At 43.8% G+C, this 26,996-nt stretch carries 25 protein-coding genes; 17 read left to right on the forward strand and 8 right to left on the reverse strand.

Features of this window, described 5'->3' with window-relative positions; genetic code table 11:
• Positions 1–127: 127 nt before the first annotated feature.
• Positions 128–943: an XRE family transcriptional regulator gene (locus tag DN068_RS16580; protein ID WP_111000056.1), complete on the reverse strand. Its 816-nt coding sequence runs from the start codon at positions 941–943 to the stop codon at positions 128–130.
• A gap of 57 nt (positions 944–1,000) precedes the next feature.
• Between DN068_RS16580 and DN068_RS16585 the strand changes: the two genes are divergently transcribed.
• From DN068_RS16585 to DN068_RS16595, 3 genes are all read left to right on the forward strand, one after another.
• Positions 1,001–2,317 (forward strand): DNA polymerase Y family protein, encoded by a 1,317-nt coding sequence (locus DN068_RS16585; protein ID WP_111000057.1) that lies wholly within the window; start codon positions 1,001–1,003, stop codon positions 2,315–2,317.
• Positions 2,318–2,448: 131 nt separating this feature from the next.
• Entirely contained in the window at positions 2,449–3,522 is a 1,074-nt protein-coding gene (locus DN068_RS16590; RefSeq protein ID WP_111000058.1) for a PA0069 family radical SAM protein, read from the forward strand.
• 182 nt (positions 3,523–3,704) lie between these two features.
• Entirely contained in the window at positions 3,705–4,214 is a 510-nt protein-coding gene (locus tag DN068_RS16595) for a hypothetical protein (RefSeq protein ID WP_111000059.1), read from the forward strand.
• A gap of 2,541 nt (positions 4,215–6,755) precedes the next feature.
• On the opposite strand, the gene DN068_RS16600 is transcribed toward DN068_RS16595, so the two are convergent.
• Both DN068_RS16600 and DN068_RS16605 read right to left on the reverse strand, forming a co-directional pair.
• Positions 6,756–9,269 (reverse strand): hypothetical protein, encoded by a 2,514-nt coding sequence (locus DN068_RS16600; RefSeq protein WP_111000060.1) that lies wholly within the window; start codon positions 9,267–9,269, stop codon positions 6,756–6,758.
• Between the two features lie 7 nt (positions 9,270–9,276).
• Complete coding sequence (locus DN068_RS16605; RefSeq protein ID WP_165836427.1) at positions 9,277–9,867, reverse strand: RNA polymerase sigma factor; 591 nt, start codon at positions 9,865–9,867, stop codon at positions 9,277–9,279.
• 233 nt (positions 9,868–10,100) lie between these two features.
• Here DN068_RS16605 and DN068_RS16610 point away from each other — a divergent pair, with 233 nt between their 5' ends.
• Positions 10,101–11,459: a T9SS type A sorting domain-containing protein gene (locus tag DN068_RS16610; protein WP_111000062.1), complete on the forward strand. Its 1,359-nt coding sequence runs from the start codon at positions 10,101–10,103 to the stop codon at positions 11,457–11,459.
• Here DN068_RS16610 and DN068_RS16615 read toward each other — a convergent pair.
• From DN068_RS16615 to mtgA, 3 genes are read right to left on the reverse strand one after another with little or no spacing between them, the layout of a single operon-like run.
• Positions 11,456–11,947 carry a GNAT family N-acetyltransferase gene (locus DN068_RS16615; protein ID WP_111000063.1) on the reverse strand — a complete coding sequence of 164 codons (492 nt, stop codon included), beginning with the start codon at positions 11,945–11,947 and terminating at the stop codon, positions 11,456–11,458. The two genes, DN068_RS16610 and DN068_RS16615, sit on opposite strands and share 4 nt — an antisense overlap.
• A gap of 26 nt (positions 11,948–11,973) precedes the next feature.
• Entirely contained in the window at positions 11,974–12,174 is a 201-nt protein-coding gene (locus DN068_RS21980) for a hypothetical protein (RefSeq protein WP_123985386.1), read from the reverse strand.
• A 58-nt stretch (positions 12,175–12,232) separates the two neighbouring features.
• Positions 12,233–13,006, reverse strand: coding sequence for a monofunctional biosynthetic peptidoglycan transglycosylase (mtgA, locus tag DN068_RS16620; RefSeq protein ID WP_111000064.1), 774 nt, complete (start codon positions 13,004–13,006; stop codon positions 12,233–12,235).
• Between the two features lie 136 nt (positions 13,007–13,142).
• Between mtgA and DN068_RS16625 the strand changes: the two genes are divergently transcribed.
• The 4 genes from DN068_RS16625 to ileS all read left to right on the forward strand — a co-directional run bounded on the left by DN068_RS16625 (position 13,143) and on the right by ileS (position 18,361).
• Positions 13,143–13,655 carry a thioredoxin family protein gene (locus tag DN068_RS16625; RefSeq protein ID WP_111000065.1) on the forward strand — a complete coding sequence of 171 codons (513 nt, stop codon included), beginning with the start codon at positions 13,143–13,145 and terminating at the stop codon, positions 13,653–13,655.
• Positions 13,656–13,798: 143 nt separating this feature from the next.
• Positions 13,799–14,131 carry a tRNA-binding protein gene (locus DN068_RS16630; protein WP_111000066.1) on the forward strand — a complete coding sequence of 111 codons (333 nt, stop codon included), beginning with the start codon at positions 13,799–13,801 and terminating at the stop codon, positions 14,129–14,131.
• A gap of 167 nt (positions 14,132–14,298) precedes the next feature.
• The gene (locus DN068_RS16635) at positions 14,299–14,721 is read left to right on the forward strand and encodes a hypothetical protein (RefSeq protein ID WP_111000067.1); all 423 of its coding nucleotides are present in this window, start codon (positions 14,299–14,301) and stop codon (positions 14,719–14,721) included.
• Between the two features lie 214 nt (positions 14,722–14,935).
• The gene (gene ileS / locus DN068_RS16640; protein ID WP_111000068.1) at positions 14,936–18,361 is read left to right on the forward strand and encodes an isoleucine--tRNA ligase; all 3,426 of its coding nucleotides are present in this window, start codon (positions 14,936–14,938) and stop codon (positions 18,359–18,361) included.
• Here the strand turns inward: ileS and DN068_RS22405 are convergent.
• Positions 18,289–19,053: a hypothetical protein gene (locus DN068_RS22405; protein ID WP_243630288.1), complete on the reverse strand. Its 765-nt coding sequence runs from the start codon at positions 19,051–19,053 to the stop codon at positions 18,289–18,291. The genes ileS and DN068_RS22405 overlap by 73 nt on opposite strands.
• On the opposite strand from DN068_RS22405, the gene DN068_RS22410 reads away from it, so the two are divergent.
• The 7 genes from DN068_RS22410 (at position 19,046) to DN068_RS16675 (ending at position 24,810) form a co-directional block, all read left to right on the forward strand.
• Positions 19,046–19,483 (forward strand): TraR/DksA family transcriptional regulator, encoded by a 438-nt coding sequence (locus DN068_RS22410; RefSeq protein ID WP_243630289.1) that lies wholly within the window; start codon positions 19,046–19,048, stop codon positions 19,481–19,483. The two genes, DN068_RS22405 and DN068_RS22410, sit on opposite strands and share 8 nt — an antisense overlap.
• Positions 19,484–19,667: 184 nt before the next feature.
• Entirely contained in the window at positions 19,668–20,543 is an 876-nt protein-coding gene (gene accD / locus DN068_RS16650) for an acetyl-CoA carboxylase, carboxyltransferase subunit beta (protein ID WP_111000070.1), read from the forward strand.
• Between the two features lie 129 nt (positions 20,544–20,672).
• Complete coding sequence (gene smpB, locus DN068_RS16655) at positions 20,673–21,122, forward strand: SsrA-binding protein SmpB (protein WP_111000071.1); 450 nt, start codon at positions 20,673–20,675, stop codon at positions 21,120–21,122.
• Between the two features lie 214 nt (positions 21,123–21,336).
• Positions 21,337–21,777, forward strand: coding sequence for an RrF2 family transcriptional regulator (locus tag DN068_RS16660; RefSeq protein ID WP_111000072.1), 441 nt, complete (start codon positions 21,337–21,339; stop codon positions 21,775–21,777).
• Between the two features lie 64 nt (positions 21,778–21,841).
• Positions 21,842–23,041, forward strand: a complete 1,200-nt coding sequence (hmpA, locus tag DN068_RS16665) for an NO-inducible flavohemoprotein (protein ID WP_111000073.1) — start codon at positions 21,842–21,844, stop codon at positions 23,039–23,041.
• A gap of 239 nt (positions 23,042–23,280) precedes the next feature.
• Positions 23,281–24,264, forward strand: a complete 984-nt coding sequence (locus DN068_RS16670) for an endo-beta-N-acetylglucosaminidase H (protein WP_111000074.1) — start codon at positions 23,281–23,283, stop codon at positions 24,262–24,264.
• A 171-nt stretch (positions 24,265–24,435) separates the two neighbouring features.
• Positions 24,436–24,810, forward strand: coding sequence for a hypothetical protein (locus tag DN068_RS16675; RefSeq protein ID WP_123985387.1), 375 nt, complete (start codon positions 24,436–24,438; stop codon positions 24,808–24,810).
• 154 nt (positions 24,811–24,964) lie between these two features.
• Here the strand turns inward: DN068_RS16675 and DN068_RS16680 are convergent, their stop codons facing one another.
• Entirely contained in the window at positions 24,965–25,462 is a 498-nt protein-coding gene (locus tag DN068_RS16680; RefSeq protein ID WP_111000076.1) for a hypothetical protein, read from the reverse strand.
• Between the two features lie 361 nt (positions 25,463–25,823).
• Here DN068_RS16680 and DN068_RS16685 point away from each other — a divergent pair, with 361 nt between their 5' ends.
• The gene (locus tag DN068_RS16685; RefSeq protein WP_111000077.1) at positions 25,824–26,336 is read left to right on the forward strand and encodes a hypothetical protein; all 513 of its coding nucleotides are present in this window, start codon (positions 25,824–25,826) and stop codon (positions 26,334–26,336) included.
• A 187-nt stretch (positions 26,337–26,523) separates the two neighbouring features.
• Positions 26,524–26,967, forward strand: coding sequence for a methyltransferase family protein (locus DN068_RS16690; protein ID WP_262508865.1), 444 nt, complete (start codon positions 26,524–26,526; stop codon positions 26,965–26,967).
• Positions 26,968–26,996 lie beyond the last annotated feature (29 nt).

The following is a 26,996-nucleotide window of genomic DNA, read 5'->3' on the forward strand; positions in this document are numbered from 1 at the left end:
TGAACGAAATGCGACGCAACGATGATGAACCGGAGCTACGAAGCTGGTAACCCCGGAAATTTAAAACTTCAGTTACGTCAAATAATTGACGTCGCTATGATTGGAAAAGACCTCAGCGTTTTAGGCTTTAGGCTTTAGGCTTTAGGCTAAGTTTCTTCACATCGCCCTTTATCTCCATTACCATTCTCGCTATTTCCTGCAGCGAACTTTCTGATTCCGGAAGACTGTCACTGATGTAATTTTTGAACTTCCAGATTTCAAGGATATCACCTGTGTGCACTTCATATGGTGCATACTGCGTATTGAGGGATTTCAATCGCATGGCTCTTTGCTCTGGTAAATTTGTTACCAGTTTAAATACGATGCCGTCATTTTTCGTGATCACGATGCAGGGCATGTCTCCTTTAATAGAATGCCAGTCTTCCAGATATTCGCCAATCACATACGCGTTTTCCGGAATCGGCAGCATAGAATCACCCGTGGTTGGAAACATTCTATACTTGCGATCTTTTGGTAAATAAGGCAGATTAAAAACCGGTAGTTGTGCAATAAAATCAGGATCGCCATAACCGGCAGCATAACCAGCCTTGGCTTTCACCGGCACCATTTCTACATTTTCATTGTTGTCTTTATCGACGGTTGTTGCCAGAATCCGCATTTTAGTGCCCATTGCATACACGTCATTTCCCGATTCCAGTTCCCGCAATTTGAGTTCGCCGAGCTTACTTAAATCCACCTTCAGGAGATTATCGATACTGATTTTGTAAAAATCGGAGATCCGGACGAGGTCTTCTACCGGAGGATTTTTACTGCGCCCATTTTCATGCGCATTCAGCTTTACCCGAGTGATACTCAATCGTTCAGCAAGTTCATCCTGGCTTAAACGCTTCCGGTTGCGGAGATATTTCAGGTTCGAAGCCCAAAAAAAATTTTGTGTATTCATTTTAGGTTGGTATTATTGATATCGAAACAATGATATTATTGGTATCAAAGTTAACACATGGCTCGCTTTTCGCAAAATAAAATAACTGTCAATCCGAATGCCGTCGTGATGTACGTCGACATGAACAGTTTTTTTGCGAGCTGCGAACAACAAGATAACGCAGATTTAAGAGGAAAGCCAATTGGCGTTTGTACTTATAACAGTCCGAATGCTTCTGTGATTGCAGCTTCAATCGAAGCCAAACGAATGGGAGTAAAGACAGGAATGCGGTTGCCGGATTGTAAAATGTTTTGTCCGGATATTATTCCGGTCACTACCAGACCAGCCCGTTATCGTGAGTATCATTTAATGATCATGAAAGTGCTGTTTCAGTATTGCGATGATGTGATCGCGAAGAGTATTGACGAGGCGGTGATGAATTTTACGAGTTATCGATGGGTTTATAAAGACTTTAAGGAAATAGCGCTGAAGATTAAAGCAGACCTGCGGAATGTATGTGGTGAATGTGTGACTTGTTCCATCGGTATTGCGCCTAATTCCTTTCTGGCCAAGCTGGGAACCGAGCTGCAGAAACCAGACGGATTGGTGGAGATTACACCGGAGAATATTGATGGGTATCTCAAAACAATGAAGCTGACGGATCTTCCGGGTATTGCCAACGCCAACGAAAGACGTTTGCAGACAATTGGCATCCGGACGCCGCTCGAAATGAAAAACAGCTCTCAGGCTTTGCTGCGAAAAGCCTTTGGTGGAATTGTAGGATACTATTGGCATTGTCGCCTCAATTTCATGGAAGTAGATCTTTATAAGAATGATTACCGGGCCATGAGCGCCACCCGTACCACCTCGCCGGAACAGCGAAGCACGGTGCAGGGATTGGATTCTTTGCTGATTGCGCTTTGCACCAGACTGGAACAACGGTTAGTGAAACAGAAAGTTTTTTGTCGCGGATTGAGTTTCCATCTTCGGTACAAAGATTTCACAAACTGGGATGCGCGTATTCAGTTTCAATATCCTGTTCAGGATGCCATGGAGATGCGCAGTTATATTATGGACCGGATGCAGGCATATGAAAAATCACACGGGCTGAAAACCTTGCTGCATGACCAGACGGCAAATATCGGCGTCACGGTTCATGATTTTATCACTGATGCAGCAGTGCAATATAGTCTGTTTGACAACCGCATCAGTCAGGATAAACTGCGGCTTGTGATGTACGGTATAAAAGATAAATATGGGAAGAACAGTGTGCGTAAAGCTTCAGAGACGATCAATCCATATGCAATGAAAGACGCCATTGGTTTCGGGTCGGTGAAAGACCTCTACGAAGGAGACCATTTTAATAAATACTTGCTGGAAGAAGACGAGCAATGATCGATAGACGAATTAAAGAATGACATGTGAAAAAAGAGCCCGAGGCCCCTGTGTCCTATCACTATGAAAACAAAAAATACCGGTAGACCGGATTTAACCAACACACATTTTAACTACTTAACAGAGAAATTATGATTAGTCAGAGAGCAGATGGCCGTTTTGATAAGGGAAGAGGTGCGCAGTTTAATCCGCAAAACCGATTTTTGAAAGGTGCGTACATCCAGGAGCATGTGGAGGCCATCGATGACTGGGAGCGTGAAGACCGTAAAACAGAATACATTTATGACGACAGTAAAACGCTGGTCAATGAAGTGAAAAGTCCGGATGTGGGCATGTTGTATTCTGCCAATCCTTATCAGGGCTGTGAGCATGGCTGTGTGTACTGTTATGCCCGCAATTCACACGAGTACTGGGGCTATAGTGCCGGTCTTGATTTTGAAAGCCGCATTGTAGTAAAGAAAAATGCACCTGCGTTGCTGCGCAAATTCTTCGAAAACAAAAAATGGACACCAGCACCGATTTCATTGTCGGGAAATACGGACTGCTATCAGCCAATTGAGCGAAAAATGCGTATTACGCGCAAGTTGCTTGAGATCTGTCTCGAGTTTAGAAATCCGGTAGGTGTGCTTAGTAAAAATGCGCTGATGCTTCGTGATATCGATATTTTCCAGGAGCTGGCGAAACATAATCTGATTCGTGTGTATAGTTCTATTACTTCTCTGGATGAAAATCTGCGGCTGAAAATGGAACCGCGTACAGCATCTTATCGTTCACGTTTGAAAGTGCTCGAAACGATGGCGATCAATGGCATTCCGACAGGGGTTATGAATGCGCCAATCGTTCCGGGGCTCAACGACAATCATATGCACGATGTGTTGAAAGCCGCATCAGAAGCTGGCGCGCAGTGGGCGGGTTATACAGTAGTACGGTTGAATGGCGCGATTGGCGGGATCTTTGAAGATTGGCTGTTTAAAGCATTTCCCGATCGTGCAGAAAAAGTTTGGAACCTCATTTCTGCTTGCCACGAAGGGCACGTAAATGACAGTCGTTTTGGAAACCGTATGGTAGGCGATGGCAAATTCGCAGAGCTCATCCGCGATCAATTTCATCTGTACTGCCGCAAATTCGGACTCAACCAAACAACCAAAGAACTAAACACAGAAGCATTTCGCCGTATTCAAAACAGACAATTGCCGTTATTCTAAAACGGATTAAGATACATGTTAGCAACAGTCCGGTAAACAAGCGCGTCAGCAATGGCGCGCTTTGCTGTTTTGCATCATTTAACTCATTTAAAGGAAAAGGATTTTCAGCGCGGGTTTGTCACCCGGAGCGGTGTTGAAGGGGCTCACGGCGGTCTCTGCGGTGCTGTGCGGATCCTTTGATGATGGAAGAACTGACGCCCGAAGGGAAGGGGAAAAAAGTCAATCTTGTTTTAAAGGTTATTGTATTTTCCCTCATAAAAAACCACAGAATCATGGGAATGCCACAAATAGACGGCAAATGGGGACAAATGCGGTGTTTAAATATGGGAACACCGTCGGCTTTTGGGTATATCGGATATAATCCTGCTTTGCCTAAGAAAAAATGGATCGAACTGTCGGACGCAGATACAGCATTTCGCGTCAAGTGGGTCGTCATCAATGGTGATTTGTTTCTTCAACGCGATGACAATCTTTTCTTAGATGTAAATAAGGATGTGCAGCTGGCGTGCTGGACGACCGCTGGATGTGCGATTTTGTACAATGACGACACGAGCATTTCGTTAAAATCAAACCCTGACCAGAAGCTTTGTATCGACCCCGGACTTCCTGCTAATAATGATTTTTTTTATTTTTTTTCAGTAGGGCCTGAAGGTGCCGATGAATCACAGGCTTTTAAATGTTTTTTAGAGTAAATTATGTGTCCCCTCGACGGAAGGAGAGGTCCCGCGTAATGAGGGCGAAGGACGCGATGGAAAATAGCTCATAACCCATAAATAGGGGCGTGCCCCTTCGGGTCGGGCTATCCGCTGCAAGTCCTCGCTCCACTTCGTTTCGCTGTGGGCTTTCCGCTACTATCCCTCACGCGGTCCAAATTGGCGCAGGCGTTGGCGCAGCGCTCCTGTGTCTATAAAGTGGCCAGTCTCAGACTGGCAGGTCGTTTAGACACAAGTCACCCTTTGGAAGACTCCGCCAGCCTATCGGTTCGGATAGGTGGACCTATTCTTTAGTATAGGAGGACCTATCTTTCGGTATAGGAGGACCTACCCTTTAGTGTAGGTGGACCTACTCTTTGGTGTAGGTGGACTTACCTGTTGGTGTAGGTGGACCTACCCTTTGGTGTAGGTGGACTTACCTGTTGGTGTAGGTGGACCTACTCTTTAGTGTAGGTAGACCTACATGTTGGTATAGGTGGACCTACCCTTTAGTGTAGGTAGACCTACATGTTGGTATAGGTAGACCTACCCTTTAGTGTAGGAGGACCTACCCTTAGGTATAGGTGGACCTACTGCCGAAATAAATCAAGATATTAGTTTATAGCGTTTTAGGTAGGTATTCTGTCGTGTTTGTTCTTTTCGACGCAAGGGGAGGTGACGCAATGTGAGCGAAGGACAGTATGAGCCATCCACTCGCGTTTGCCACCTGACGAAGGAAGGGGCTTAGGTAATGATGGTCTTGCGTATTGCGTTTTTCCTCACCGCGAAATCAGGTCGCCACATCCTCTGCGTCGTCTTCGCGATGACCCGCGAGAGTGTTGCCCCTAGCGAGTTTTACCCCACGCGAGTTGTATAAAAACAAGGTCATCGCGAGGCACGTGGCGATCTGCAAGTTTATGTGAGCGAAGGACAATGTGGGCCACTCGTGTTGGTCACACTGAGGAAGGAAGTGTCCCGCGGAATGAGGGCAGGAGTGTAATGTTTTTCCCGGCGCTAAATCAGGTTGCCACTTCGTTTTCACAGCTTCGCTGTTTGCCAACTCATCGCAATGACCCACGCGAGTGTTGTCTGTGGCGAGTTTTACATTATTTATGGTTACAAAACATGGTCATCGCGAGGCACGTGGCGATCTGCAAGTTTATGTGAGCAAGGGGCCACAAGAGTTGTCCACTCGCGTTTGCCACCCTGACGAAGGAAGGGGCTTAGGTAATGATGGTCTTGCGTATTGCGTTTTTCCTCACCGCGAAATCAGGTCGCCACATCCTCCTGCGTCGTCTTCGCGATGACCCGCGAGAGTGTTGCCCCTAGCGAGTTTTACCCCACGCGAGTTGTATAAAAACATGGTCATCGCGAGGCACGTGGCGAGCTGCAGGTTTGTAAGAGCGAAGGACAATGTGGGCCACTCGTGTTGGTCACACTGAGGAAGGAAGTGTCCCGCGGAATGAGGGCAGGAGGGTAATGTTTTTCCCGGCGCGAAATCAGGTTGCTACTTCGTTTTCACAGCTTTGCTGTTTGCCAACTCATCGCAATGACCTGCGCGAGTGTTGTCTGTGGCGAGTTTTACATTATTTATGGTTACAAAACACGGTCATCGCGAGGTACGTGGCGATCTGCAGGTTTGTAAGAGCGAAGGACAATGTGGGCCACTCGTGTTGGTCACGCTGAGGAAGGAAGTGTCCCGCGGAATGAGGGCAGGAGCGTAATGTGTTTCCCGGCGCTAAATCAGGTTGCTACTTCGTTTTCACAGCTTTGCTGTTTGCCAACTCATCGCAATGACCCGCGCGAGTGTTGTCTGTGGCGAGTTTTACATTTTATGGTTACAAAACATGGTCATCGCGAGGCACGAAGCGATCTGCAAGTTTATGTGAGCGAAGGACAATGTGGGCCACTCGTGTTGGTCACACTGAGGAAGGAAGTATCCCGCGGAATGAGGGCAGGAGTGTAATGTTTTTCCCGGCGCGAAATCAGGTTGCTACTTCGTTTTCACAGCTTTGCTGTTTGCCAACTCATCGCAATGACCCGCGCGAGTGCTGTCTGTGGCGAGTTTTACATTATTTATGGTTACAAAACATGGTCATCGCGAGGCACGTGGCGATCTGCACGTTTATGTGAGTAAGGGGCCACAAGAGTTGTCCACTCGCGTTTGCCACCCTGACGAAGGAAGGGGCTTATGTAATGATGGTCTTGCGTATTGCGTTTTTCCTCACCGCGAAATCAGGTCGCCACATCCTCCTGCGTCGTCTTCGCGATGACCCGTGGGAGCGGGTTAACGCATTTTGTGCAGTTTGCTTTGTCGTCGTTCCTCCTCCACGCAATGAGCGAGGAAGCACCCAGGGTGTATAATCCAAATTCCTGAGATGTATTCTTCCGTCATGGCAAGTAAAATAATTCTGCTGCAACAACATAATCAGGAATGATTCTGGCGTTGAAGCGTGCGACGCAAGGGAGTGCAATCGGAGTAATGATGCCGGTGGCAAAGAAATACACTCGCGTTTACGTTTTGACTTTTGACTTTTGAATTTACTGCTGCGGCGTTTTCTTTTTGCTCTGGAATATCTTATAACCTACCGAAAACCGTACATAAGGCTGTGTGAGCACGCTGCGTATATCGGCGTTTGACACATTGGTCATTTTAGAGAAAGACTGCTGGATGGTAAGGTCAAACAGCACGCGGTCCTTGAGCAGATAATTCATGCCAAGTAAGTAACCAAAACGGAGCGGGTTGGTGGTAGAATTTTGATCGGCAGTTGGATTGTAACTGCTATATGGCTGCGCTGTATGGTGGAAGCTATCGTTTACACTGATCGGGTAGTTTGGGTTATTGTGCACATTGACTACTGAATCCTGCAGCGTAAGGCCAGTGTAGGTTTTCGTGGATGATGAAACCGTTGGGATGTTGCCGAAATTCATGGTCACACCTGCCAGCAAAGAAAGATTTTCGGCGATGGCATATTTAAAGATCAGCGGAATCTCAAACTCTACGTAGTTTTTGGTGCTAGTGTGACTTACGTGCATGGAATCGTAGGTCTGCTTATAATAATAATTATAGACTGTATCATAGAACGGTGGCGCAGAGATAGAGTCCGTGCGCTGTGTACTGGAAACAGTGGTGCCAGTCACATTATAAAAGCTTTGGCTCGAATTGATCGTTTGGTTCATTTGTGCAAACTTCACCGAAGGCTGAATGAGGAACGCAGCTTTCGGCGTAAGATTATACTGCAGGTAAATGGTGGCTACCCATTTATTGGCTGTCGTGGTACTGAATCCTTTTTCAAATCCGAACTTGGCACCGCCTTCAAGCATGCTGGGCGCTTTACGGTCAGGGCGTACTGATGGCGACATGTCTCCACCCGCACCACCTGCAGGATTTACGATTTCTATTTTCTTTTTATCTGCAGGATCGTCTTCGTCATACTCTGGTTTTGGCTGCGGAGCTACAGCCTTGTCGATATAGCCGCTTACGGGAATACCTGCACGCGGATCATGTTCGGCGGCAGGTTGTGGTTGTTGCGGTTTTGGATCGTTGTCATCATCATCGTCATTTGTCATTGGTGTTTTATCATCTTCTTCATCGTCCTTTTCGTTGTCCAATCCTTTCTTTTGTTCTTCTGCCGGTTTTACCAATAAATTATTAGGTGGATTTGGGGTCGGCTGGAAAGTATTTGTTTTTGCAACAGCGTTATCCGGTTTCTGTTGGGGTAAAGGCTTTTTGTCCTGGTCTGCAGCCGGAACCACAGAAGTCTGTTTATTCGTATTGTTGGCTGTAGCCGGAGTTTTTGTTGTTTTATTATTTGCCGCAGGTTGTGCTGTTGTTGTTTTTTTACCGGTTACGGTATTTTTTTCAGTTGTTTGTTTTTTGCTGTTATCGGGAGCAGCGGTTACCGCTACAGCTTTTGCCGGATTTGATTGCGTCGCCCTTGGTTTATAGGGGCTGGTGTTAGCATTCGGTGTTATGGAAGATTTTTTCTGGCTGGTATTATTGTTCTTTTTGTTTTCAGCTGGCTTGTTGATAGCTACTTCATTTGATGTTGTACTGCTTGGCGTTTTTTCTGCAACAACATTTGGCGTAGGCGTGCTATTGCTTTGAGCTTTCGGCTGTTTGCCCTGAGCTTTTGCGGCAGATTTTTTTGCCGTTGCGTTATGTGTTTCTTTGCTTCCGGAATCTTGCTCGTTTGCCGCAATTTTATTTGGTGTAGTTGCGCTTTGAGTTTTTTGTTTTTTGTTTTGCGCTTTGGTTATTGCAATACCACCTGCCGTCTGGGCGGCGGTATTGTTTTGCACAGGTTTTGCGCTTTGAGTTTTCGCCGCGCTATTAGTTTTCTCATTATCTGCTTTTGGGTTATCAGCGATATTATTTGATGTAGTATTGTTTTGCGTTTTTTGCTTTCTGCTCTGAGTTTTTGTTGCCGTTACAGCGCTTGCTGTCTGCGCTACGCTGTTTTGTGATTTCTGTTTTTTGTTTTCCGGTTCTGTTGTACCATTTGTTTGCCCGTTTTCTGCGACTGGTCCGCTTGCCGCAACGTTATCGAACGCAGTGGTATTTGGCATTTTTTGCTTTTTGCCTGGCTTTTTAGACATAGCTGTACCGTTTGACGTGTGGGTCACATCGTTTTGGACATTAGGCTTTTTGTTTTCTGCTTTCGGTACGGCGCTCAGTTGTTTTTCCTCAAAATGAGTGCGCTGTGTCGTGTCTATTGGTTTTACCTGTGTATTATCACTGTTGACTTTCAGTCTTAAGCTTTCGGCGTCAGGCTCATTAATTCCATTTGAAGAAACAGAAATTCCTTTGTCGATAACAGCTGTTGCAATACCTTCTTTATCTGACGTGTGTTTTTTGCTCAGCACCATGTAACCCGCCACAGAACCAATCAGTAAGAGCACGACGATCCACGGCCACCAGCCCCAAAAGCGTGGCCTGCGGGCGTCATCCAGTCTTTGACTGAGATCTTCCCACACTTTTTCCGGAGGCATCTCTGTATAGTTGCCTAGCTCCTCACGGAAAAAATCGTCAATATGTTTTTGCCCTTCTTCCATTATAGTCTCACGGTGTGAGCGCTTTAATTTTTTCTTTTAATCTTTTTCTTGCGTCATTCAGGTACCAGCGACAATTATTCTCTGTTAAGCCCAGTAATTCACCAATTTCTTTGTGCGACATGTCTTCAAAGACAAATAGATTGAAGACAGTTTTCTGCGTGTCGGGTAGTGTATGAATGGTTTGTAAAAGGTCCTTATAGTTTATTTTACCAATAATATCAGTTGGCACCCATGGTTCTATCGAAACATTGTCAATTTGCACCACTTGCTCGTGCTTAATGTTTTTCCGGAGATAATCTGTAATGGTATTTACAGCAATTCTGCGCATCCAGCCTTCAAAAGATCCGCTGAATGAATATTGGCTGAGCCGCGTAAATACTTTGTAAAATGTGTCGTTCAGAATTTCCTGGGCTGTGGACTGACTGAAAATGTATCGTCTGATGATACCATATATAACGGGAGCGTATTTTTCATACAGTTTTTTCTGCGAAGAACGGTTTTGGGCAATGCAATCCGCTATCAGTTGCGGGAGGTCCTCCGCAACGAATGTTGATTGGCTGTGATCGCGCTTATTGGATATTTGTTCCTGGTCGCCCAAACGGTTAATGGTTAATAGCCTGTCTTAAATAGTAGCTTCCTGTTCTTGGTTTATTATCTTGACGTTATAAAACTTAGAAACGTTAGGACGAACCCTGTTTTTTTTTGAAAAAGTTTTCCTGTTATGTATGTCATCAGTTAGTCATAATCAGAAAACTGTTTCTAATCTTAAATAATTAACGTATTTTTCATAATACCATTCTGGTTTGTTGCTAACCGCCAAAATGCATTTACATGAAACAACTTTACACGCTTGCCGCCATTCTATTGTGTTTAGAAGTTGTTCCTGCCTCTGCAAAAGAAACAGGAGTAGCTATTTCGGGCGTATTCCCGCATTTTAATTCGTCTGGGCTTACCTCCCCGTCGAATGGGAATGTGAATACTAGTACATCCCGGCTGATAGCGAAATCGCATTATGTATATGATGGTAGTAAACTGGCAGCTGCCGACTCTTTTTCCTATATATACAGTGCTGGCCGCGGTGGCAATCCTGATTGGGAAGACGCCAATGATGATAATGTCAACTTCGACACCAGCGTAACTTATATGTTCAAGTACGGTTACGCATATCCTTCCGTGCGCCGTATGCAAACCTACAATCAGCAAGGGCTTGTAGCGTCTCTTTGGCCGCAGACATGGGATGGTAGTAATGGTGATTGGGAGAATTCAAAACAGTACTACTATAATTATGACAACAACTATCTGCTCAAGACCACGATGAAAATGTGGTTTGGCGGCGGATGGAACAATAGCCTCGACTATAACAATTCATATATTTATAGTCCTTTTCGTTTGCTGGCAATGCTGAATGCTCCGGGTTACAGAAGATTTTTTGATTATGATGCTAACGGAAATCTTGTGATGAGTTATGATCAGACTATTCAGATAACTGGCGCTTCGCAAGACAATGAGCTCGATAGTTTTTATTATGATTCAGTCACCCGTCTTTCTGCAAAAACGACTCAGGTACATGATAGCACTACAGGCGGATGGATGTTTTCAGAACATTGGGATTACGATTATACAGGCACCGACAGTGATGTTCAGTCTGCTTACAAATTAGTTTGGGTAAATAACGCCTGGGCGCAAAGCGAATATCATATTTACACTTATGATGCCAACCACAATATGCTATCTGATCTTGCTAAAAAATGGAATGGCAGTGTATATGTGAATGCTTCGCTCACAGAATGGACTTACAACACCTATAGTCAGCCGCTTACCATTGTCTCCCGCAGTTGGGACGGTACCGCCTGGAACTTTGCAACAAATGATTTTACACGCAATTTCTATTACGAAAACTTTGTTCCTACCGGAATTGCTAATCTTGATAAAACACCGATGTTCCTGAATCTGTATCCATCGCCGGCAACTGATGTGCTGAATTTTGGAATGAATTGGGAGCAACCGCAACAGTTTAATGTGGCTATTTATGATATGCAGGGCCACGTGATGAAATCATGGTCGGAAAATGCTGTTAAAACATATAATAAGCAAGTAGCGCTCGATGGTTTTAATGCAGGAAATTATATCGTGAAAATGGTAGCCGCTAACGGTCAGCAGACTACCAAAATGTTTACTGTAAATCGTTAAAAACTTAACTGCATTACATAGTCATTCATAAAATAACCGCTGCCGATATTAATATCTTCTTCGCGCAGCACAGTAAAGCCCAGCCGTTCATAAAACTGCCGGGCTTTATTATATCGGTTCACATTTAGAATAAGTTGTTGGGCACCGGCTTTTTTTACCATTGAGATCACATATTCCAGCAATTTTTTGCCCAGGCCTTTTCCCTGAATATTGGGAAGCACATATATTTTGTGAAGCTTCCACGTGATGTCGTTATCTGCTTTTCCGTATGCTGCAAATCCAAGCGGCTGATCATCTTCCGAGATAAGAATAAATTGCTGACCTTCCTCCATCTGGCGGAGCAGGGCAGTTTCGCTATACATCATGTCCAGCATATAATTGAGTTGTTCGGCGCTTAGAATCTGGCCATATGTATCTGGCCAGATGCGCAAACTCAGATCACGAATTGCAGGAATGTCTTTTGTAGTAGCGGCTTGTATCAGTTGCATAAGAATGCAATGTTACAACGAAAGCATCATTGTTGTGGCAACTGGCGGGAGAGAGAATCTGCGCCATCTGCTACAGGAAGTAAATCATTATCCAGCAGGTAATTTCTTGAAGTAGTGCTCTGGGGCGCATTAAGGTGGGCTGTCGCAACGGGGCGCGATTCCCTGGTGCAGGCAACTGCAAAAAATCCCAAGACAATAGCATAAGTCAAAAAATGGAAAAATTTCATGAAAACCACTTTAAAAGCCTCAATAACTACTGATTTGATGTAAAAATCATGCCAGGGTTTACTGGATCAAAGCCATTACATCCTCGTCGCCATCCAGATTATTCATCTGCGTCATAATTTTTGGATATCGCCATTTTACGCGCGTACTCATTGGCACGACCGTAAATTTTTTCGGATTCGGCAAGCAGGCAATAATCATTGCAGCTTCTGCACGCGTCAGGTTCTTTGCCGGTTTATGAAAATAGGTTTCAGAAGCAGCTTCAATGCCATAAATGCCCGGCCCCATTTCAATGACATTCAAATATACTTCCATAATGCGTTTTTTGCCCCAGGTCCATTCAATCATTTTGGTATAAAACAATTCCGGCACCTTGCGCACATAACGTCCCCAGCCATTGCCCTGCCAGAGGAATACATTCTTCGCCGTCTGCTGACTGATGGTACTGGCTGCGGCGCCCAAAGCGCGTTTTTTCTTTTTGCGTTTCTGTTGATCTGCATCCAGACTTTTTTCTATCGCTTTCCAATCAAAACCGCCATGTTCTGCAAAAAGCTGATCTTCGCTGGCAATCGCAGCGAGCTTTACATTCGGAGAAATTTCATCCCAGCTTACATAGTCACGCTTCAATCCGTAGCCGCTGAAAAATGCACCGGCTTGCGTTACAGTAATGGGCGGAAACACCCAGCGACAAAGCACTGTATAAACAATCGAAGCGAGGAAAAGTACAAGCACCGTGCGTTTCAGTAAGCGCCAGAATCCTTTACCCGAAGTTTTTTTACCGGGCGATTTTTTACCTGAAGATTTTTTATCCGGAGATTTTTTCGTTGCAGCCATGCCGCGGCAAAATACAAAACAATGACGATTGTAAAGATTGGAAGATATAAAGTTGCAAAGCCTGCAAAATAGCGAAGCTGTTAAAGTTGCCGGCTGCCCATTGTCAACTGTGAACTGTCAACTATTTTTGCGATGTATGAAAAACTGGTTATTGTTATTCAGCATGCTGTTTGTCTTTGCAGGCAATGTGCATGCGCAGCAGGATTCCGTAAAAAAAGAGCAGCCGCATATCTATGATCCGAAAGCAGATGCTGCTAAGCAGATTAAAGATGCAGTGGCAAAAGCGGCAAAGGAGAAAAAGCATGTATTTATTCAGGTGGGCGGCAATTGGTGTATCTGGTGTATTCGTTTCAATACGCTGGTGAATACTGATACGACGCTGCATCGCATCATGAATGAAAATTATGTGGTAGTGCATCTCAATTACAGCAAAGAAAACAAGAACGAGAAGGCGCTGGCGCAATTGGGCTATCCGCAGCGCTTTGGCTATCCGGTGTTCGTGATCCTTGATGCAAAAGGCAATCGCCTTCACACACAAAACTCGGCTTATCTCGAAAAGGATAAAGGGCACGATCCAAAGAAAGTGGAGGACTTCCTGAAAGCCTGGTCACCCGCCGCGCTCGATCCGAAGAATTATGTGGAGCAATAAAATCCTTTAATAAAAATTTTGCAGCCAGCTCGTCCGCTCCGGTTAAGCCTGAGTTGCGTCGCACGTTGCAGCTGCAGAATACCAATTAGAGAATCCGTTGATCCACGTTGGGAAATCGTAAATCATAAAATAGAAAATCACAAATGAACAATCTCACCTGGTCCGATTTTGAAAAAGTAGATATCCGCACCGGAACCATCATCGCAGCAGAAATATTTAAAGAAGCACGCAAACCTGCTTATAAATTGCAGATCGACTTCGGTGAATTAGGCATTAAAAAGACGTCCGCGCAGATTACCGTTCAGTACACGCCTGAAACATTAATTGGAAAACAAGTAGTAGCGGTCGTTAATTTCCCACCCAAGCAGATTGCTAATTTTTTCAGTGAATGTCTCATTCTCGGTTCTGTAGATGGGCCAACCATCACGCTGTTAGAAACCGAACGAAAGGTGGAGAACGGGCTGAGAATCGGCTAGTCAGGTTATACATAATTTGATTTGAACGTTTTAAGTGTAGCAATAAGTTAAAACCTGCTACTTAAAACTTATAACTCAAATCCCATTAACATATTGACCTATTAACTTTTTAACCTATTAGCGTATATTGGTATTTCTTAAATACACCATCAATACTAACAGCTAATATGAAAAAATTAATACTCTCTATTGCCATAGTTGGTTTTGCAACAGGCATAAGTCTGGCGCAAACAACAGCTTCTTCTACCTCTTTGACAAAGCATCAGTCCAGCTATAAAATCTCGCTTTCAGACTATCAGCAGCATTTGCAGAAAGTAATAACTGATAAAATAACTGCTGCCGGCTATCATTTTAATAACGATGTTCGCCAGACGTTGAATTCCTTTGTGAACGACGGGGCTAAAAAGATGTTTAACGGCGGTCAGCCAAACGACGACCAGAAAAAAGCGGCAGAAGCTTACGTCGCCAAATTCGGCGATGCCGTGGTAGCGGATGCAAAATCACGTAAGCTGGAAGGTAAATTGGATATGATGAGTTTCCGTTCCGCCCGCTCTATTTTATGTCCGAATCCAATTTTTTGCAAGCAGTAACGCTTATTTAATATTGATTTAAAACATTTTTTCAACTTATATAAAAACAGCAGCCTTATGTAGGTTGCTGTTTTTGCTATATGCTCAGCCTGGCCGCATTATAAAACTTTTCCTAAACTTTTCCCCAAGCGATGGCTTGATAAGGGAAAACGATCTCATTACCAAATAATAATTGTAACTTTGCGACAATTTTTTTTAGCTTAGGGCCTAGTCTATGTCGGTTAAATATACAGAATACAAGCAGTTAAATATGCCATCCATCGAGCAGGACTTTCTGCAACGCTGGAAACAAGGAAAATATTTTGAGCAGAGCGTAAGCCAACGCGATGGTGCACAGCCATTTGTGTTTTATGAAGGCCCGCCAAGCGCCAACGGTATGCCGGGTATTCACCACGTTATTGCCCGCACGCTGAAAGATCTGGTGTGTCGTTATAAAACGATGCAGGGTTTCCAGGTAAAAAGAAAAGCTGGCTGGGATACGCACGGTCTTCCGGTAGAACTGGGCGTTGAAAAGGAACTAGGCATTACAAAAGAAGATATCGGTAAAACAATTTCGGTAGAAGAATATAATCAGAAATGTCGGGAAGCGGTCATGCGCTACAAAGACAAATGGTCTGAGATCACCGAAAAAATGGGGTATTGGGTGGATCTTTCTGATCCGTATATCACGTTTGATAATAAATATATTGAAACCTTGTGGTGGGCACTCAAACAATTGTTTGAGAAAGACCTCCTGTATAAAAGTGTAAGTATTCAGCCATATTCTCCAGCTGCCGGCACGGGTCTTTCCAATGCTGAGCTGAATATGCCTGGTACCTATAAAGACGTAAAAGACACGACGGTTGTTGCGATGTTCAAAGCTGTTAGAGATACTAATTCAGAATTCCTGTTTCAGGCAGCTGGTTCTGATGATGTGTTTTTCATGGCCTGGACGACAACTCCCTGGACGTTGCCTTCCAATTGCGGTTTGACCGTAGGTCCGGAAATCGATTATGTATTGGTTAAGACTTTCAATCCATACACACATCAGCCACAAAACGTTGTTTTAGCAAAAGCATTGCTGGGCAAATGGTTTAAAGCGGAAGGACAAGATGGCGATTTCGCTGGTTATACTGCGGAAAACAAAGTTATTCCATGGCATATCCAGGCAGAGTTCAAAGGCAAACAGGTTGACCAATGCCGTTACGAGCAACTATTACCAACACCGGGCAATACTGCTGAAATAGCTGGCGGCGATCCGTTCCGCGTGATCACAGGTGATTTTGTTACTACGGAAGATGGTACTGGTATCGTACATACTGCTCCTGCTTTTGGTGCAGATGACTACAAAGTAGGTAAAAAGAATAATATCGGCATCCTTGTAATGGTAGACAAGCAAGGCAAATTCATCGAATCTATGGGTGAATGGGCTGACCGCTATGTGAAGAATTACAAAGATGACCCCGATTATAAAGATGTGGATGTAGACATCTCTGTAAAACTCAAACTGGAAGGTCGCGCTTTCAAAGTAGAGAAATACGAACACACTTATCCGCATTGCTGGCGTACCGACAAACCGGTGCTCTATTATCCGCTCGATGCATGGTTTATCCGTACTACTGCGGTTAAAGACAGAATGATCGAGCTGAACAAGACGATTAACTGGAAGCCGAAAGCTACCGGCGAGGGTCGTTTTGGCAATTGGCTGGAAAATATGGTGGACTGGAACCTGAGCCGTAGTCGCTATTGGGGAACTCCGTTGCCGGTTTGGGTAAGTGAAGATGGCGCAGAGAAAAAATGTATCGGTTCGGTGAAAGAACTGGTGGAAGAAATGAAAAAGGCTGATAAAATCCTCAACCTGAACCAGGTCGCTGATTTTACAGGTTCTGAAAATCCTTCTGACGAAGATCTGCAGGCGCTGTTGGACGGTAAAACGCCGGAACCGACAGCACAGAACGACCTGCGTCTTGAAACGCCTAAACGTAATTTTGATCTGCACAAACCTTATGTAGATGCAATCGTATTGGTGGATAGCCGTGGGAATGCAATGAGCCGTGAATCGGATCTCGTTGACGTTTGGTTTGACTCTGGCGCAATGCCTTACGCGCAATGGCATTATCCGTTTGAGAATAAAGAAAAACTGAAACATAGCTTCCCGGCGGATTTTATCGCTGAAGGGGTAGATCAGACACGCGGCTGGTTCTATACATTACATGCGCTCGGTGTGTTGTTATTTGATAGCGTAGCCTATAAAACGGTTGTTTCCAACGGTTTGGTGTTGGACAAGAACGGTAATAAAATGGCTAAAAGCAAAGGCAATACGATAGATCCATTTGCAACCATCGACCAATATAGCGCTGATGCTACACGTTGGTATCTAGTTACCAATGCTTCTCCCTGGGATAGTCTTCGTTTTGACGTTGAGGGAATTAAAGAAGTACAACGCAAACACTTCGGTACCTTATATAATACGTACCAGTTCTTTGCGCTGTATGCAAATGTTGACGGATTTGCTTTCAGAGAAAAGTATATTCCAATCAACGAACGTCCGGAAATTGACCGCTGGATACTTTCTTCACTGCACTCGCTGATTAAAGATGTATCCCGTTTCATGAACGACTATGAGCCAACACAGGCTGGTCGTGCAATTGAATATTTCCTTGATGAACAATTAAGTAACTGGTACGTACGTCTTTGTCGTCGCCGCTTCTGGAAAGGAGAATATGAGCACGATAAGATCTCTGCTTATCAGACATTATACGAATGCCTGGAAACGTTGTCTTTACTGATGGCGCCAATCGCTCCGTTCTTCTCTGACTGGTTATTTACCAATCTCAATCAGGTGACAGGACGCAACAAAGCGGTATCAGTTCATCTGGCAGATTTCCCTACGGCAGAAGAACAAGCAATAGACGCCGGCCTCGAAGAAAGAATGCACCTCGCGCAGGATATTACTTCGCTGGTTCTGTCTATCCGTAAAAAAGTGAACCTCAAAGTTCGTCAACCATTGCAGAAAGTTTTGATACCCGTTTTGGATGCTCATATGCATGAGCAGATTCAGGCAGTAGAAGCACTGGTGAAGAATGAGGTGAACGTAAAATTGTTTGAATACTTGACTGAAACTGAAGGGTTCATTAAGAAGAAAGTGAAGCCAAACTTTAAGTCCCTGGGTGCGAGAATGGGTGCAAAAATGAAGGCTGTGGCGGCAGAGATTGGAAAAATGAATCAACAGGATATTGCAAATCTGGAAAGAAATAAATATTTTGACATTCTTATTGACAATGAACCGGTTCGGATCTCTACTGAAGATGTGGACATCATCGCAGAGGATATCCCGGGTTGGTCAGTAGCTAATAAGGACAATTTGACAGTCGCTTTGGATGTAACAGTTACACCAGAGCTTCAGGATGAAGGAAATGCAAGAGAATTAGTAAACCGCATACAGAAAATCCGCAAAGAGACAGGGCTTGATTTAACAGATCGTATTGTTGTAAAAATACAAGAGTATGAACCATTAAAATCAGCAATTATAAATTTTAGTGATTATATTTGTGCGGAAATTTTGGCAGATAATATAGAAATCATTCCTCAGCTGACGTCTGGCACTGAAATTGAGGTAAATGAAGCAACGCTTAAAGTGTTAATATCTAAAAATACATAAGCCATGGCCACTAAAAAGAAACCGGCTGTAAAACCTGCAAAAGCTAAGGCATCGACACCTGCAAAGAAAGCCGCCCCAAAGGCCGCTAAAAAGGCAGCAACTCCTGTGAAGAAAAAAGCTGTGGCTTCGAAACCAATTGCAAAGAAAACTGCGGCTTCTAAAGCGGCTCCCGCAAAAAAAGTCAGCAAACCAACTGCTAAACCTGCGGTAAAAGCGAAAACGCCACCAAAACCAGCTAAAAAAGCGGCACCGGTGGCAAAAGCTTCAAACACTAAGAAAACGCCGGTAAAGGCAACACCGGCAAAAAAAGCAGCTCCGGCAAAAAAAGTGGCAAGTAATACTAAGAAACCGGCAATAGCACTGAAGAAAACGGAAACTAAAAAAACAACGATGGTAAAAAAAACGGAAACGACTAATAAATCAACAGCAAAGAAAGAAACAGTAAAACCTGCAGCAGCTCCTGTAAAGAAAGCTACCGCAGCTTCAGCTCCTGCAGCTAAAAAAGCAACTGCAGTTCCCAGCAGAAGCGCAACTGCATTAAAATCAGCTCCTGCCGCAAGACCGGAACCAACTCCGGCTCCTGCACCAAGTCCGCGTGGTGAAAAGAAACCAACTGTGATTGTAGCACACCGTCGTCTGGAAAACAAATCCAAACAAACTACGGACGAGCCACAAGGCAAAACAATGATCAATTACCAACCAGATTTTACCCGTTCTATCCTTGATGAACCGGAAATGCAATCTGGCCCGGTATACCGTTATAGCGACGAAGAACTGAACGAGTTCCGCGAACTGATTCAGGGCCGCCTTGAAGCAGCCCGTAAAGAACTCGGATTCCTGCAAGGCCTGATTACTCGCAAAGATGAAGCAGGTACTGAAGACACTGAAAACCGTTACATGAATATGGAAGACGGCAGTGGTGCAATGGAACGCGAACAACTCGCTCAGCTGGCCAGCCGTCAGATCCAGTTCATCAACCACCTGGAAAAAGCACTGATCCGTATTGAAAATAAGACTTACGGTATCTGCCGCGTTACAGGCAAACTGATCGACAAGGCTCGTCTGCGCGCTGTACCGCATGCAACACTCAGCATCGAAGCTAAAAAGACAATGACTAGATAATTCAATATTTTTTTATCACGAGAGAAGCCATTATGCAGTTTGCATAGTGGCTTTTTCCATCATTATCAGATAAGCAACCCAAGCCCAAAAGCTTAGTGCATCTTTTAATGTTTCCGTCGTATCTTTGACGGCTGCTTTTATAAAAAGGCAGTTCACAACTCAGTTTTAACTAATCGAAAGATTTATGTCCTCAACCTGGTTCCGTCGTATCAAAAAAGGTGTATTAACCAGTACAACAGAGAAGAAAGAAGCTCCAGATGGTCTTTGGCACAAATGCCCGGAATGTAAAACAACCGTAACGATCAAAGAACTGGAAGACAATTTATACGTTTGCACGAAATGTAATTATCATAACCGCATCAACGCAAAAGAGTATTTCAGCATCCTTTTTGATGACGAGAAATACACCTTGTTGTTTGAAGAAATCGTCAGTAAAGACCAACTCGGTTTCGTAGATCTGAAGCCGTACGATAAACGTCTCGTAGACGCGATGCGCACTACTGGTGTCCGCGATTCTATGAGCGTAGGTGCCGGTAACGTAAACGGTCACGGGCTGGTGATCGCTTGTATGAACTTCAACTTCATCGGTGGTTCAATGGGGTCTGTGGTTGGTGAAAAAATTGCCCGCGGTATCGATTACGCAATTAAACACAAACTTCCGTTTATGATCATCTCCAAATCAGGTGGTGCACGTATGATGGAAAGTGCTTTCTCGCTGATGCAAATGGCGAAATCATCTGCGAAACTGACGCAGCTCGCAAAAGCTGGTCTGCCGTATATTTCTCTCATGACTGATCCTACAACTGGTGGTGTTACTGCGTCTTTTGCAATGCTGGGTGATATCAATATCGCTGAGCCAAATGCGCTGATCGGTTTTGCAGGTCCGCGTGTTATTAAAGAAACAATTAAGAAAGACCTCCCTAACGGCTTCCAGCGCTCTGAATTCTTGCTGGATCACGGCTTCCTCGATTTTATCGTAGACCGTAAAGTGCTGAAAACAAAACTTGCTCAGACTTTGGGCTGGTTTATGGAAAATCCGAAGACGATTAAGGAGGATTAATTAAAACGTTAAATGGTTAAATGGTTAATGCGGTAATGAAGTCGTTGACTGATTTAACTAATTACCTGTTTGCCTATTTTGCCCATTTACCCAATTAACGTAAATTCAGGATTTTAGACTAGAATTAAATTGGCCGATTCCAACGTTTATATAAAAAACCGCCCCGCCACTTTTGAGTATGCTATTGAAGACCGGCTCAAGGCTGGCATGGTGCTTACCGGTTCCGAAATCAAATCGATACGGAATGGTAAAGTAAGCTTCAATGACAGTTATTGCCTGTTTGAGAAAGGGGAGCTCTGGGTAAAAAGTTTGCATATCGCTGAATATGTCAACGCTGGCTATGCCGGTCACGATCCTACGCGAGTGCGCAAATTATTGTTGACCCGCAAAGAGATTAAGAAGTGGTCGGATAAGGTGAAGGAAAAAGGGTATAGTATTATCCCGCTCGCTGTTTTCATCAATGAGAACGGCATAGCAAAAATTGAAATCGGGCTTGGTAAGGGTAAAAAACTCCATGACAAGCGCGAAAGTATCAGATCAAGAGATGTAGAGCGTGAAATGAAGCGCTTTCTGAAATAAAAAAATGCCGCCCTTCGGGACGGCATTTTTCGTGAATGGTAAATGGTCAAAGGTGAATGCCCTTATAATTGGATACATTGCATGCAGCCTCTTCCCGGTATTGAGGATATTCACCATTCACCATTGATGATTCACGTAAAAAATAATTTCAGACAAAAATATCCTTTATTATTTATTTCCTTTTACCTTTGTTTTGTCATAGCGACAATGAGCGATGGGAATCTTTTCTAAAACATGTGAATACGCCATGCGGGCGGTATTTTATGTGGCCAGCAATACTGCCGATGGCAGTAGAGTGGGGCTGAAAGAGATTGCCGCAGAGATAGATTCTCCCGAACATTTTCTCGCCAAGATTTTACAAGATCTTTGCCGTAAAGGTATCATTGATTCTGCCAAAGGTCCGAACGGCGGTTTTTTTGCCGACGCTAAAACAATGACGCGGCCGCTTTCTGATATTGTTTCAGCTGTAGATGGTGATGCTATTTTTACGGGTTGCGGTTTAGGACTCTCGCAATGCTCGGAAATCAATCCTTGCCCTTTGCACGCAGAATTCAAAAAAGTGCGCAATCAGATTACACACATGCTCACGACTACAACCATTGGTCAATTCAACAAACAATTGCTCAACGGAAAAATTTCACTGAAGAAAACCTGACTATTTTTTTGAATAAATAAAGGATAAAAAGGTATTAATATATTCTAACTGAAAACAACAAGAAATGACAAACGAACAAAAAGAGCTCATTAAAGCCACGGTGCCGATTTTGAAAGAACATGGCGTATTGCTTACTTCCCATTTTTATAATAGAATGTTTACCCACAACCCTGAACTGAAAAACATGTTCAACATGGGTAATCAGCAGAATAAAAAACAACAGACTGCGCTGGCAATGGCTGTGTTAGCTTATGCTGAGAATATAGAAAATCCGGCAGTGCTGATGCCGGCAGTGGATAGCATCGGACAAAAACATACTAGTCTGGATATCCGTCCAGAGCATTATGCAATCGTTGGTAAACATTTGATTGCTTCAATCAGTGAGGTATTGGGTGAGGGTGCCACACCAGCAATCCTGGATGCATGGACAGCAGCCTATCTTCAGCTGGCTTCTATCATGAGTGGCCATGAGCAGTCACTGTATGATAATCAGGTCAAGAAAGAAGGTGGCTGGACTGGCTGGCGTCCGTTTATCGTGAAAGAGAAAGTGAAAGAATCTGATGAGATTACTTCTTTCTATTTGTATCCTGCAGATGGTGGTCCAGTGGCAGATTTTACGCCAGGGCAATATCTCAGTGTCCGTTTATTTTTGCCAGAACTGAATTTGCTGCAACCACGACAATACAGTATTTCTTGTGCACCAAATGGTTCTTATTACCGCATCTCAGTGAAGAAAGAAACACATGCCGTTCACCCGGATGGTATGATCAGCAATCACCTGCATTATTTCATAAATGAAGGCGATATGATTGAAATCACTGCTCCGGCCGGAAATTTCGTTTTAGCAGAAAATGATCGTCCTGTGGTGTTTATCAGTGGTGGCGTAGGACAGACACCGTTGATGAGCATGCTGGAAACGCTGGTGCAAAGGAAAACCACGCAGCCAAAAACCTGGATTCATGGCTGTAAAGCCGCAAACGCGCATGCTTTCAAAAGCATCATCGCGGAATGGTCTGACGGTAATGAAACGCTAAACACGCATTTTTTCTACGATACACCTGCAGAAGGTCAGACTGATGTGATTAGCGGATGGGTAGAATTAAATCGTTTTGATCAGCAAGTGCTTTCTCCGGAAGCGGATTATTATATCTGTGGTCCTGCACCATTTATCAAAAAGCATTATGAATATCTCACGGCACACGGCGTTGGAAAAGAAGCAATTCATTTTGAAGAATTTGGACCGGCATCTTTACAATTAAACTAAAAGTCAAAATTCAAAAATGCTCGCCTTTCAATAGAAGTGAGCGTACATAAGTGGCGAAGCTGCAAAGATTTATGCTAACATGACGAATTTCTTGCTCTCGTCAGGTTACCATTCTTTGCGGCTTTGCTTTTTCTTGTAGTGAGAAAAATGTCAAAAAGCCAAAAAATGACCTTCCGGTTGTTTGTTTTCGGAGAAGAATTAATATTTTTAGCGCTTATCATTATTAACGTCTCACCCGAATGAATAAGAATGTACTCCTGTTGCGAAATGCAGCTTTGACTTTGATGGCGTCTGCTATCTGTTTTACCGCTTGTAAAAAAGATGATAACGGTAGCACTTCTACGCCACCAACAACTACGCCTCCGGTTACTACACCTCCGGTTACGAATCCAGATACATTTAAAGTTGCGAAAGCTGGCGGTAAATCCGTTGTGTATGTGGAAGTGAATAACGAGAGCATGCTCAATGTTGCGAAGTATACATTAAAAGACAGCGGTCAGCAATTGTTTGATATCGCCATCATCTTTGCAGCAAACGTTAACTACGATACTGTAAACAACAGAGCAATTCTGTATTACAATCAGCAAGTGACTAGCGTGATTAATAACGTTGCAACGCAAGTAGCGCCGTTGCAGAAGAAAGGGATCAAGGTATTGTTGTCCGTTCTGGGTAATCACATGGGCGCTGGCATCAGCAACTTCACCAGCCGCGCATCTGCGCATGATTTTGCAGTTCAGCTTTCTACTGCTGTTACCGCTAACAACCTGGATGGGATTGACTTCGATGATGAATATGCTGATTACGGAAAATACAACACTGGCCAACCAAACGACAGTTCATTCACAATGTTGGTGGATGAGCTTCGTCAGCTGATGCCAAGCAAATTAATTACGATGTATTACTATGGTCCGGCTGCACAGCGTTTGTCTTACAATGGCAAAAATGTAGGCGATATGCTCGACTACTCATGGAATGCGATTTACGGTACTTTTAATACTCCAACCATTCCAGGCATGCCGAAGAGTAATTTGTCTCCGGCAGCTGTAAGTCTTTCAGGTCCACAAGCTACTACGCAAACAAAGGCCGCGAGTCTGGCTACTTCTACTAAAAATGGCAGTTATGGCGTTTATATGTGGTATAATCTGACGAGCACCGATCAGTCTGGTTATATGTCTGCAGCAACGCAGATTTTGTACAACGACAGCGTTAAGTACAATCCGTAGGTTCAATCAATTTTTATAGTGAAGCACCTGTGTAATCGCAGGTGCTTTTTTATTTTCAGGCTACAGTCTGTTGTGTTTGCGGAGATTAACAGCTGGCTTTTTCAGCTGCGGGTAATACTTAATGCTGCGGTAATCTTGATTGAATATTTTAGGCTGGTGAAAACTTTCGTTATGAACAGTGCGCTCTCTTACTTAGGTTGCAATGATCAAATAATTGATCAGTCAAAATCCGAATTTTCATTGGTTAGTGCTTATCTGAATGGCATTGGCATTAACTGGGAAAATGATCAGCTGAATATTGATCTGAAGTTTGAATTGTTTTATCCCGCAGGCAAAAGACTTGTGCTAAAGTTCAATGATGTGTTCGAATACGATTTCAATTACAATGCGGCACATTATTTTTATTACGTAGAAAGATTGAAACTGCTCAAAGCCGAAAACCGCTACTACATTAGTCTTGATCCGGTAGATCAATCCGAAAAAATTGATGCGAAGGATAATGATATTATTGTGGCAACAAATCTGGAAGCGTATTTAATCAGTTGACAATGGACAGTGAACAATTGACAGTTGCACATGTTTGTTGGGTTCACAAAACAATTTGTTCAACTCACAATGGTGGTGAACGTTAATTCGCCCGTCCGGCTTTCTCTTTGCTTGCAGGTATTTAATAAATAAGAGAACTGTCAATTTTCCATTGTCAATTGGTCTTAGATTCCCATTTACTTCCGTCTTCAAACACAACTTCTGTGGGCCATGCTTTGGTGATGGTATCTAGCTTATTAGTGAGTACGCCCCAGGTTGCAGTACGTTCCTTGCCAGCTTCTAAAGGCTCGTCGTCAAAACTGCCACCGATGCCGGTTGCAGCGTAGCCCATTTCCACTGGTGCGCCGGTACTGTCGGTGCCATACCATTTAAAGCGAATGGCTTCGATTTTTTTTGCGGAAATATTTTTATAAGTGAGTGCCACACTTTTGTAATGGGTACCTTTTTTTTGCACGAGGTGATAACCGGCAATGCGGACGGGTGCCTGCTCAACGCCTACTGTATCAAATTCTACCCGACTGAGCAAAGCATTATGAAAACTATCTACATAGTTTTTGGACGTTGTCTCTTCCACGACCGTGCGTTCGCAATTCAGATTGGCACGGTTGCAGGAAAGTAGTAAAATGAACAGGAACGCGTAGTGAGTTTTCATGTCCGATTAATAGCCGTTTATTTTTTTGTCCTTCAAAAGACTGTACAATTCAGCGAAAGTTTAGTCTTGACTAAAGATACCGATATGTATCGGGATGTCAATATTTCGTATTTTAATCAGATGAAGCGTCTCTCTAAAATACTAACCGCTATTATTTCTCTACTTAGCATCAGGTGGCATGAATGTTCGTCATTGATCAACCATTATTGAGTTTATTCTGTCTTTATTTTAAACATCAGATGAATTTTGGATTCTTATGAAAAAGTTGGTTACATCATATTTATGCTCTCCGATAGCCACCTCCGTACATTTTTTCAAATCAGACAGCATGAGTGCGCTTCGATACCATTAAACCAATCAGATGAAAACCATTTTATTCACAACGATGATTTTTTGTGCGGCTCATTTCGCTCATGCTCAGGTAAATTATAAAACACCGAACGTAAACAACGACCCGCCAAAGCATTTGGTTGCATTCAGCTATTATGACGGCGATCGGTACGTGAAGCTCGCTGATAGTTATATTGATTTACAGCTGCAGGACCGCGTTTTTAAGAACGTGCATATGCAAGATCCGTTTGACGTGATACTTTGTATCAAAAACACTTCAAACCGTAGTGTCTATGTGCCGCGGCAAATCTTTTGCTGGTACGATAGCGGTTTTGGCAGCGATAGATATTTCTTCAGCAGTTCGGATGTGCTTCTTCCTGGTAAGACGAAAAAAATCCCCATTCATGTAAAGAACAATTGGCGGGAATTCTTTCAGAAGAATGGTTTCATTGCTTTGTTTACATCAGACACGACGGAGCTTCGTTATAAGATCAATCTGAAAGTTCATTTTGTAAAAACAGATACCACCGCAAAAGGGGGATAAAACTTTGAAGTCCGCACTGTATTTTGAGTTTGCGACGAAAAATCGCTACCTGAAACAAATATCAAACCAAACATGAATTACTTTCCCTATATCGTTTACGGCGCCTGGCTGGCATCTGAAATATTGTTGAATCGTATGGTCCGGTCCAAAAGATAAGAAGAACTCGGACAGATATTCGCTGGCTGTTATCTGGTTGACCATTGCGATGGTCTGCGTAAAGGTGGTGCTGACAGCGCGAATCGATCACAATCCGATTTTTACCAGTTATGCTGTAGCCATGAATGTCGGACTAGGCGTCATTATCCTGGGAATGGTTTTGCGTTTCGCAGTAATCCGCTCGCTGGGCCGCTATTTTACGGTAGATGTAACGATTCGCGAAGGACATCAGCTCAAAACCGATGGCATTTACCGTTATCTCCGGCATCCGTCTTACGCAGCTTCGTTGATTTCGTTTGCGGGTTTCGGGATTTCACTCAATAATTATCTTTCCTTGCTCATGCTGGTGGTGTTAATCGGCGCGGCGTTTTTCTATCGTGTCAAAGTAGAAGAAAGAGCATTGATTGAACAGTTTGGCGATGATTATATCAATTACATGAAGCGGAGCAAACGCCTTATTCCGTTTATTTTTTGATACGCCTCGTAGAGACGTTGCATGCAACG

The organism is Taibaiella soli (assembly GCF_003236175.1).
Classification (GTDB): Bacteria; Bacteroidota; Bacteroidia; order Chitinophagales; family Chitinophagaceae; genus QKTW01.

What these genes read in the sequence shown, in the direction of transcription:
- DN068_RS16685 (WP_111000077.1), top strand. Translation starts at nt 25,824, where the DNA reads ATGAAAACCATTTTATTCACAACGATGATTTTTTGTGCGGCTCATTTC.
- DN068_RS16615 (WP_111000063.1), bottom strand. Translation starts at nt 11,947, where the DNA reads ATGCAACTGATACAAGCCGCTACTACAAAAGACATTCCTGCAATTCGT.
- DN068_RS16675 (WP_123985387.1), top strand. Translation starts at nt 24,436, where the DNA reads ATGAACAGTGCGCTCTCTTACTTAGGTTGCAATGATCAAATAATTGAT.
- DN068_RS16625 (WP_111000065.1), top strand. Translation starts at nt 13,143, where the DNA reads ATGAAAAACTGGTTATTGTTATTCAGCATGCTGTTTGTCTTTGCAGGC.
- accD (WP_111000070.1), top strand. Translation starts at nt 19,668, where the DNA reads ATGTCCTCAACCTGGTTCCGTCGTATCAAAAAAGGTGTATTAACCAGT.
- mtgA (WP_111000064.1), bottom strand. Translation starts at nt 13,006, where the DNA reads ATGGCTGCAACGAAAAAATCTCCGGATAAAAAATCTTCAGGTAAAAAA.
- DN068_RS16635 (WP_111000067.1), top strand. Translation starts at nt 14,299, where the DNA reads ATGAAAAAATTAATACTCTCTATTGCCATAGTTGGTTTTGCAACAGGC.
- hmpA (WP_111000073.1), top strand. Translation starts at nt 21,842, where the DNA reads ATGACAAACGAACAAAAAGAGCTCATTAAAGCCACGGTGCCGATTTTG.
- ileS (WP_111000068.1), top strand. Translation starts at nt 14,936, where the DNA reads ATGTCGGTTAAATATACAGAATACAAGCAGTTAAATATGCCATCCATC.
- DN068_RS16595 (WP_111000059.1), top strand. Translation starts at nt 3,705, where the DNA reads ATGGAAGAACTGACGCCCGAAGGGAAGGGGAAAAAAGTCAATCTTGTT.
- DN068_RS16580 (WP_111000056.1), bottom strand. Translation starts at nt 943, where the DNA reads ATGAATACACAAAATTTTTTTTGGGCTTCGAACCTGAAATATCTCCGC.
- DN068_RS16585 (WP_111000057.1), top strand. Translation starts at nt 1,001, where the DNA reads ATGGCTCGCTTTTCGCAAAATAAAATAACTGTCAATCCGAATGCCGTC.
- DN068_RS16680 (WP_111000076.1), bottom strand. Translation starts at nt 25,462, where the DNA reads ATGAAAACTCACTACGCGTTCCTGTTCATTTTACTACTTTCCTGCAAC.
- DN068_RS16600 (WP_111000060.1), bottom strand. Translation starts at nt 9,269, where the DNA reads ATGGAAGAAGGGCAAAAACATATTGACGATTTTTTCCGTGAGGAGCTA.
- DN068_RS16670 (WP_111000074.1), top strand. Translation starts at nt 23,281, where the DNA reads ATGAATAAGAATGTACTCCTGTTGCGAAATGCAGCTTTGACTTTGATG.
- DN068_RS16610 (WP_111000062.1), top strand. Translation starts at nt 10,101, where the DNA reads ATGAAACAACTTTACACGCTTGCCGCCATTCTATTGTGTTTAGAAGTT.
- DN068_RS22410 (WP_243630289.1), top strand. Translation starts at nt 19,046, where the DNA reads ATGATCAATTACCAACCAGATTTTACCCGTTCTATCCTTGATGAACCG.
- DN068_RS16590 (WP_111000058.1), top strand. Translation starts at nt 2,449, where the DNA reads ATGATTAGTCAGAGAGCAGATGGCCGTTTTGATAAGGGAAGAGGTGCG.
- DN068_RS16660 (WP_111000072.1), top strand. Translation starts at nt 21,337, where the DNA reads ATGGGAATCTTTTCTAAAACATGTGAATACGCCATGCGGGCGGTATTT.
- DN068_RS21980 (WP_123985386.1), bottom strand. Translation starts at nt 12,174, where the DNA reads ATGAAATTTTTCCATTTTTTGACTTATGCTATTGTCTTGGGATTTTTT.
- DN068_RS16630 (WP_111000066.1), top strand. Translation starts at nt 13,799, where the DNA reads ATGAACAATCTCACCTGGTCCGATTTTGAAAAAGTAGATATCCGCACC.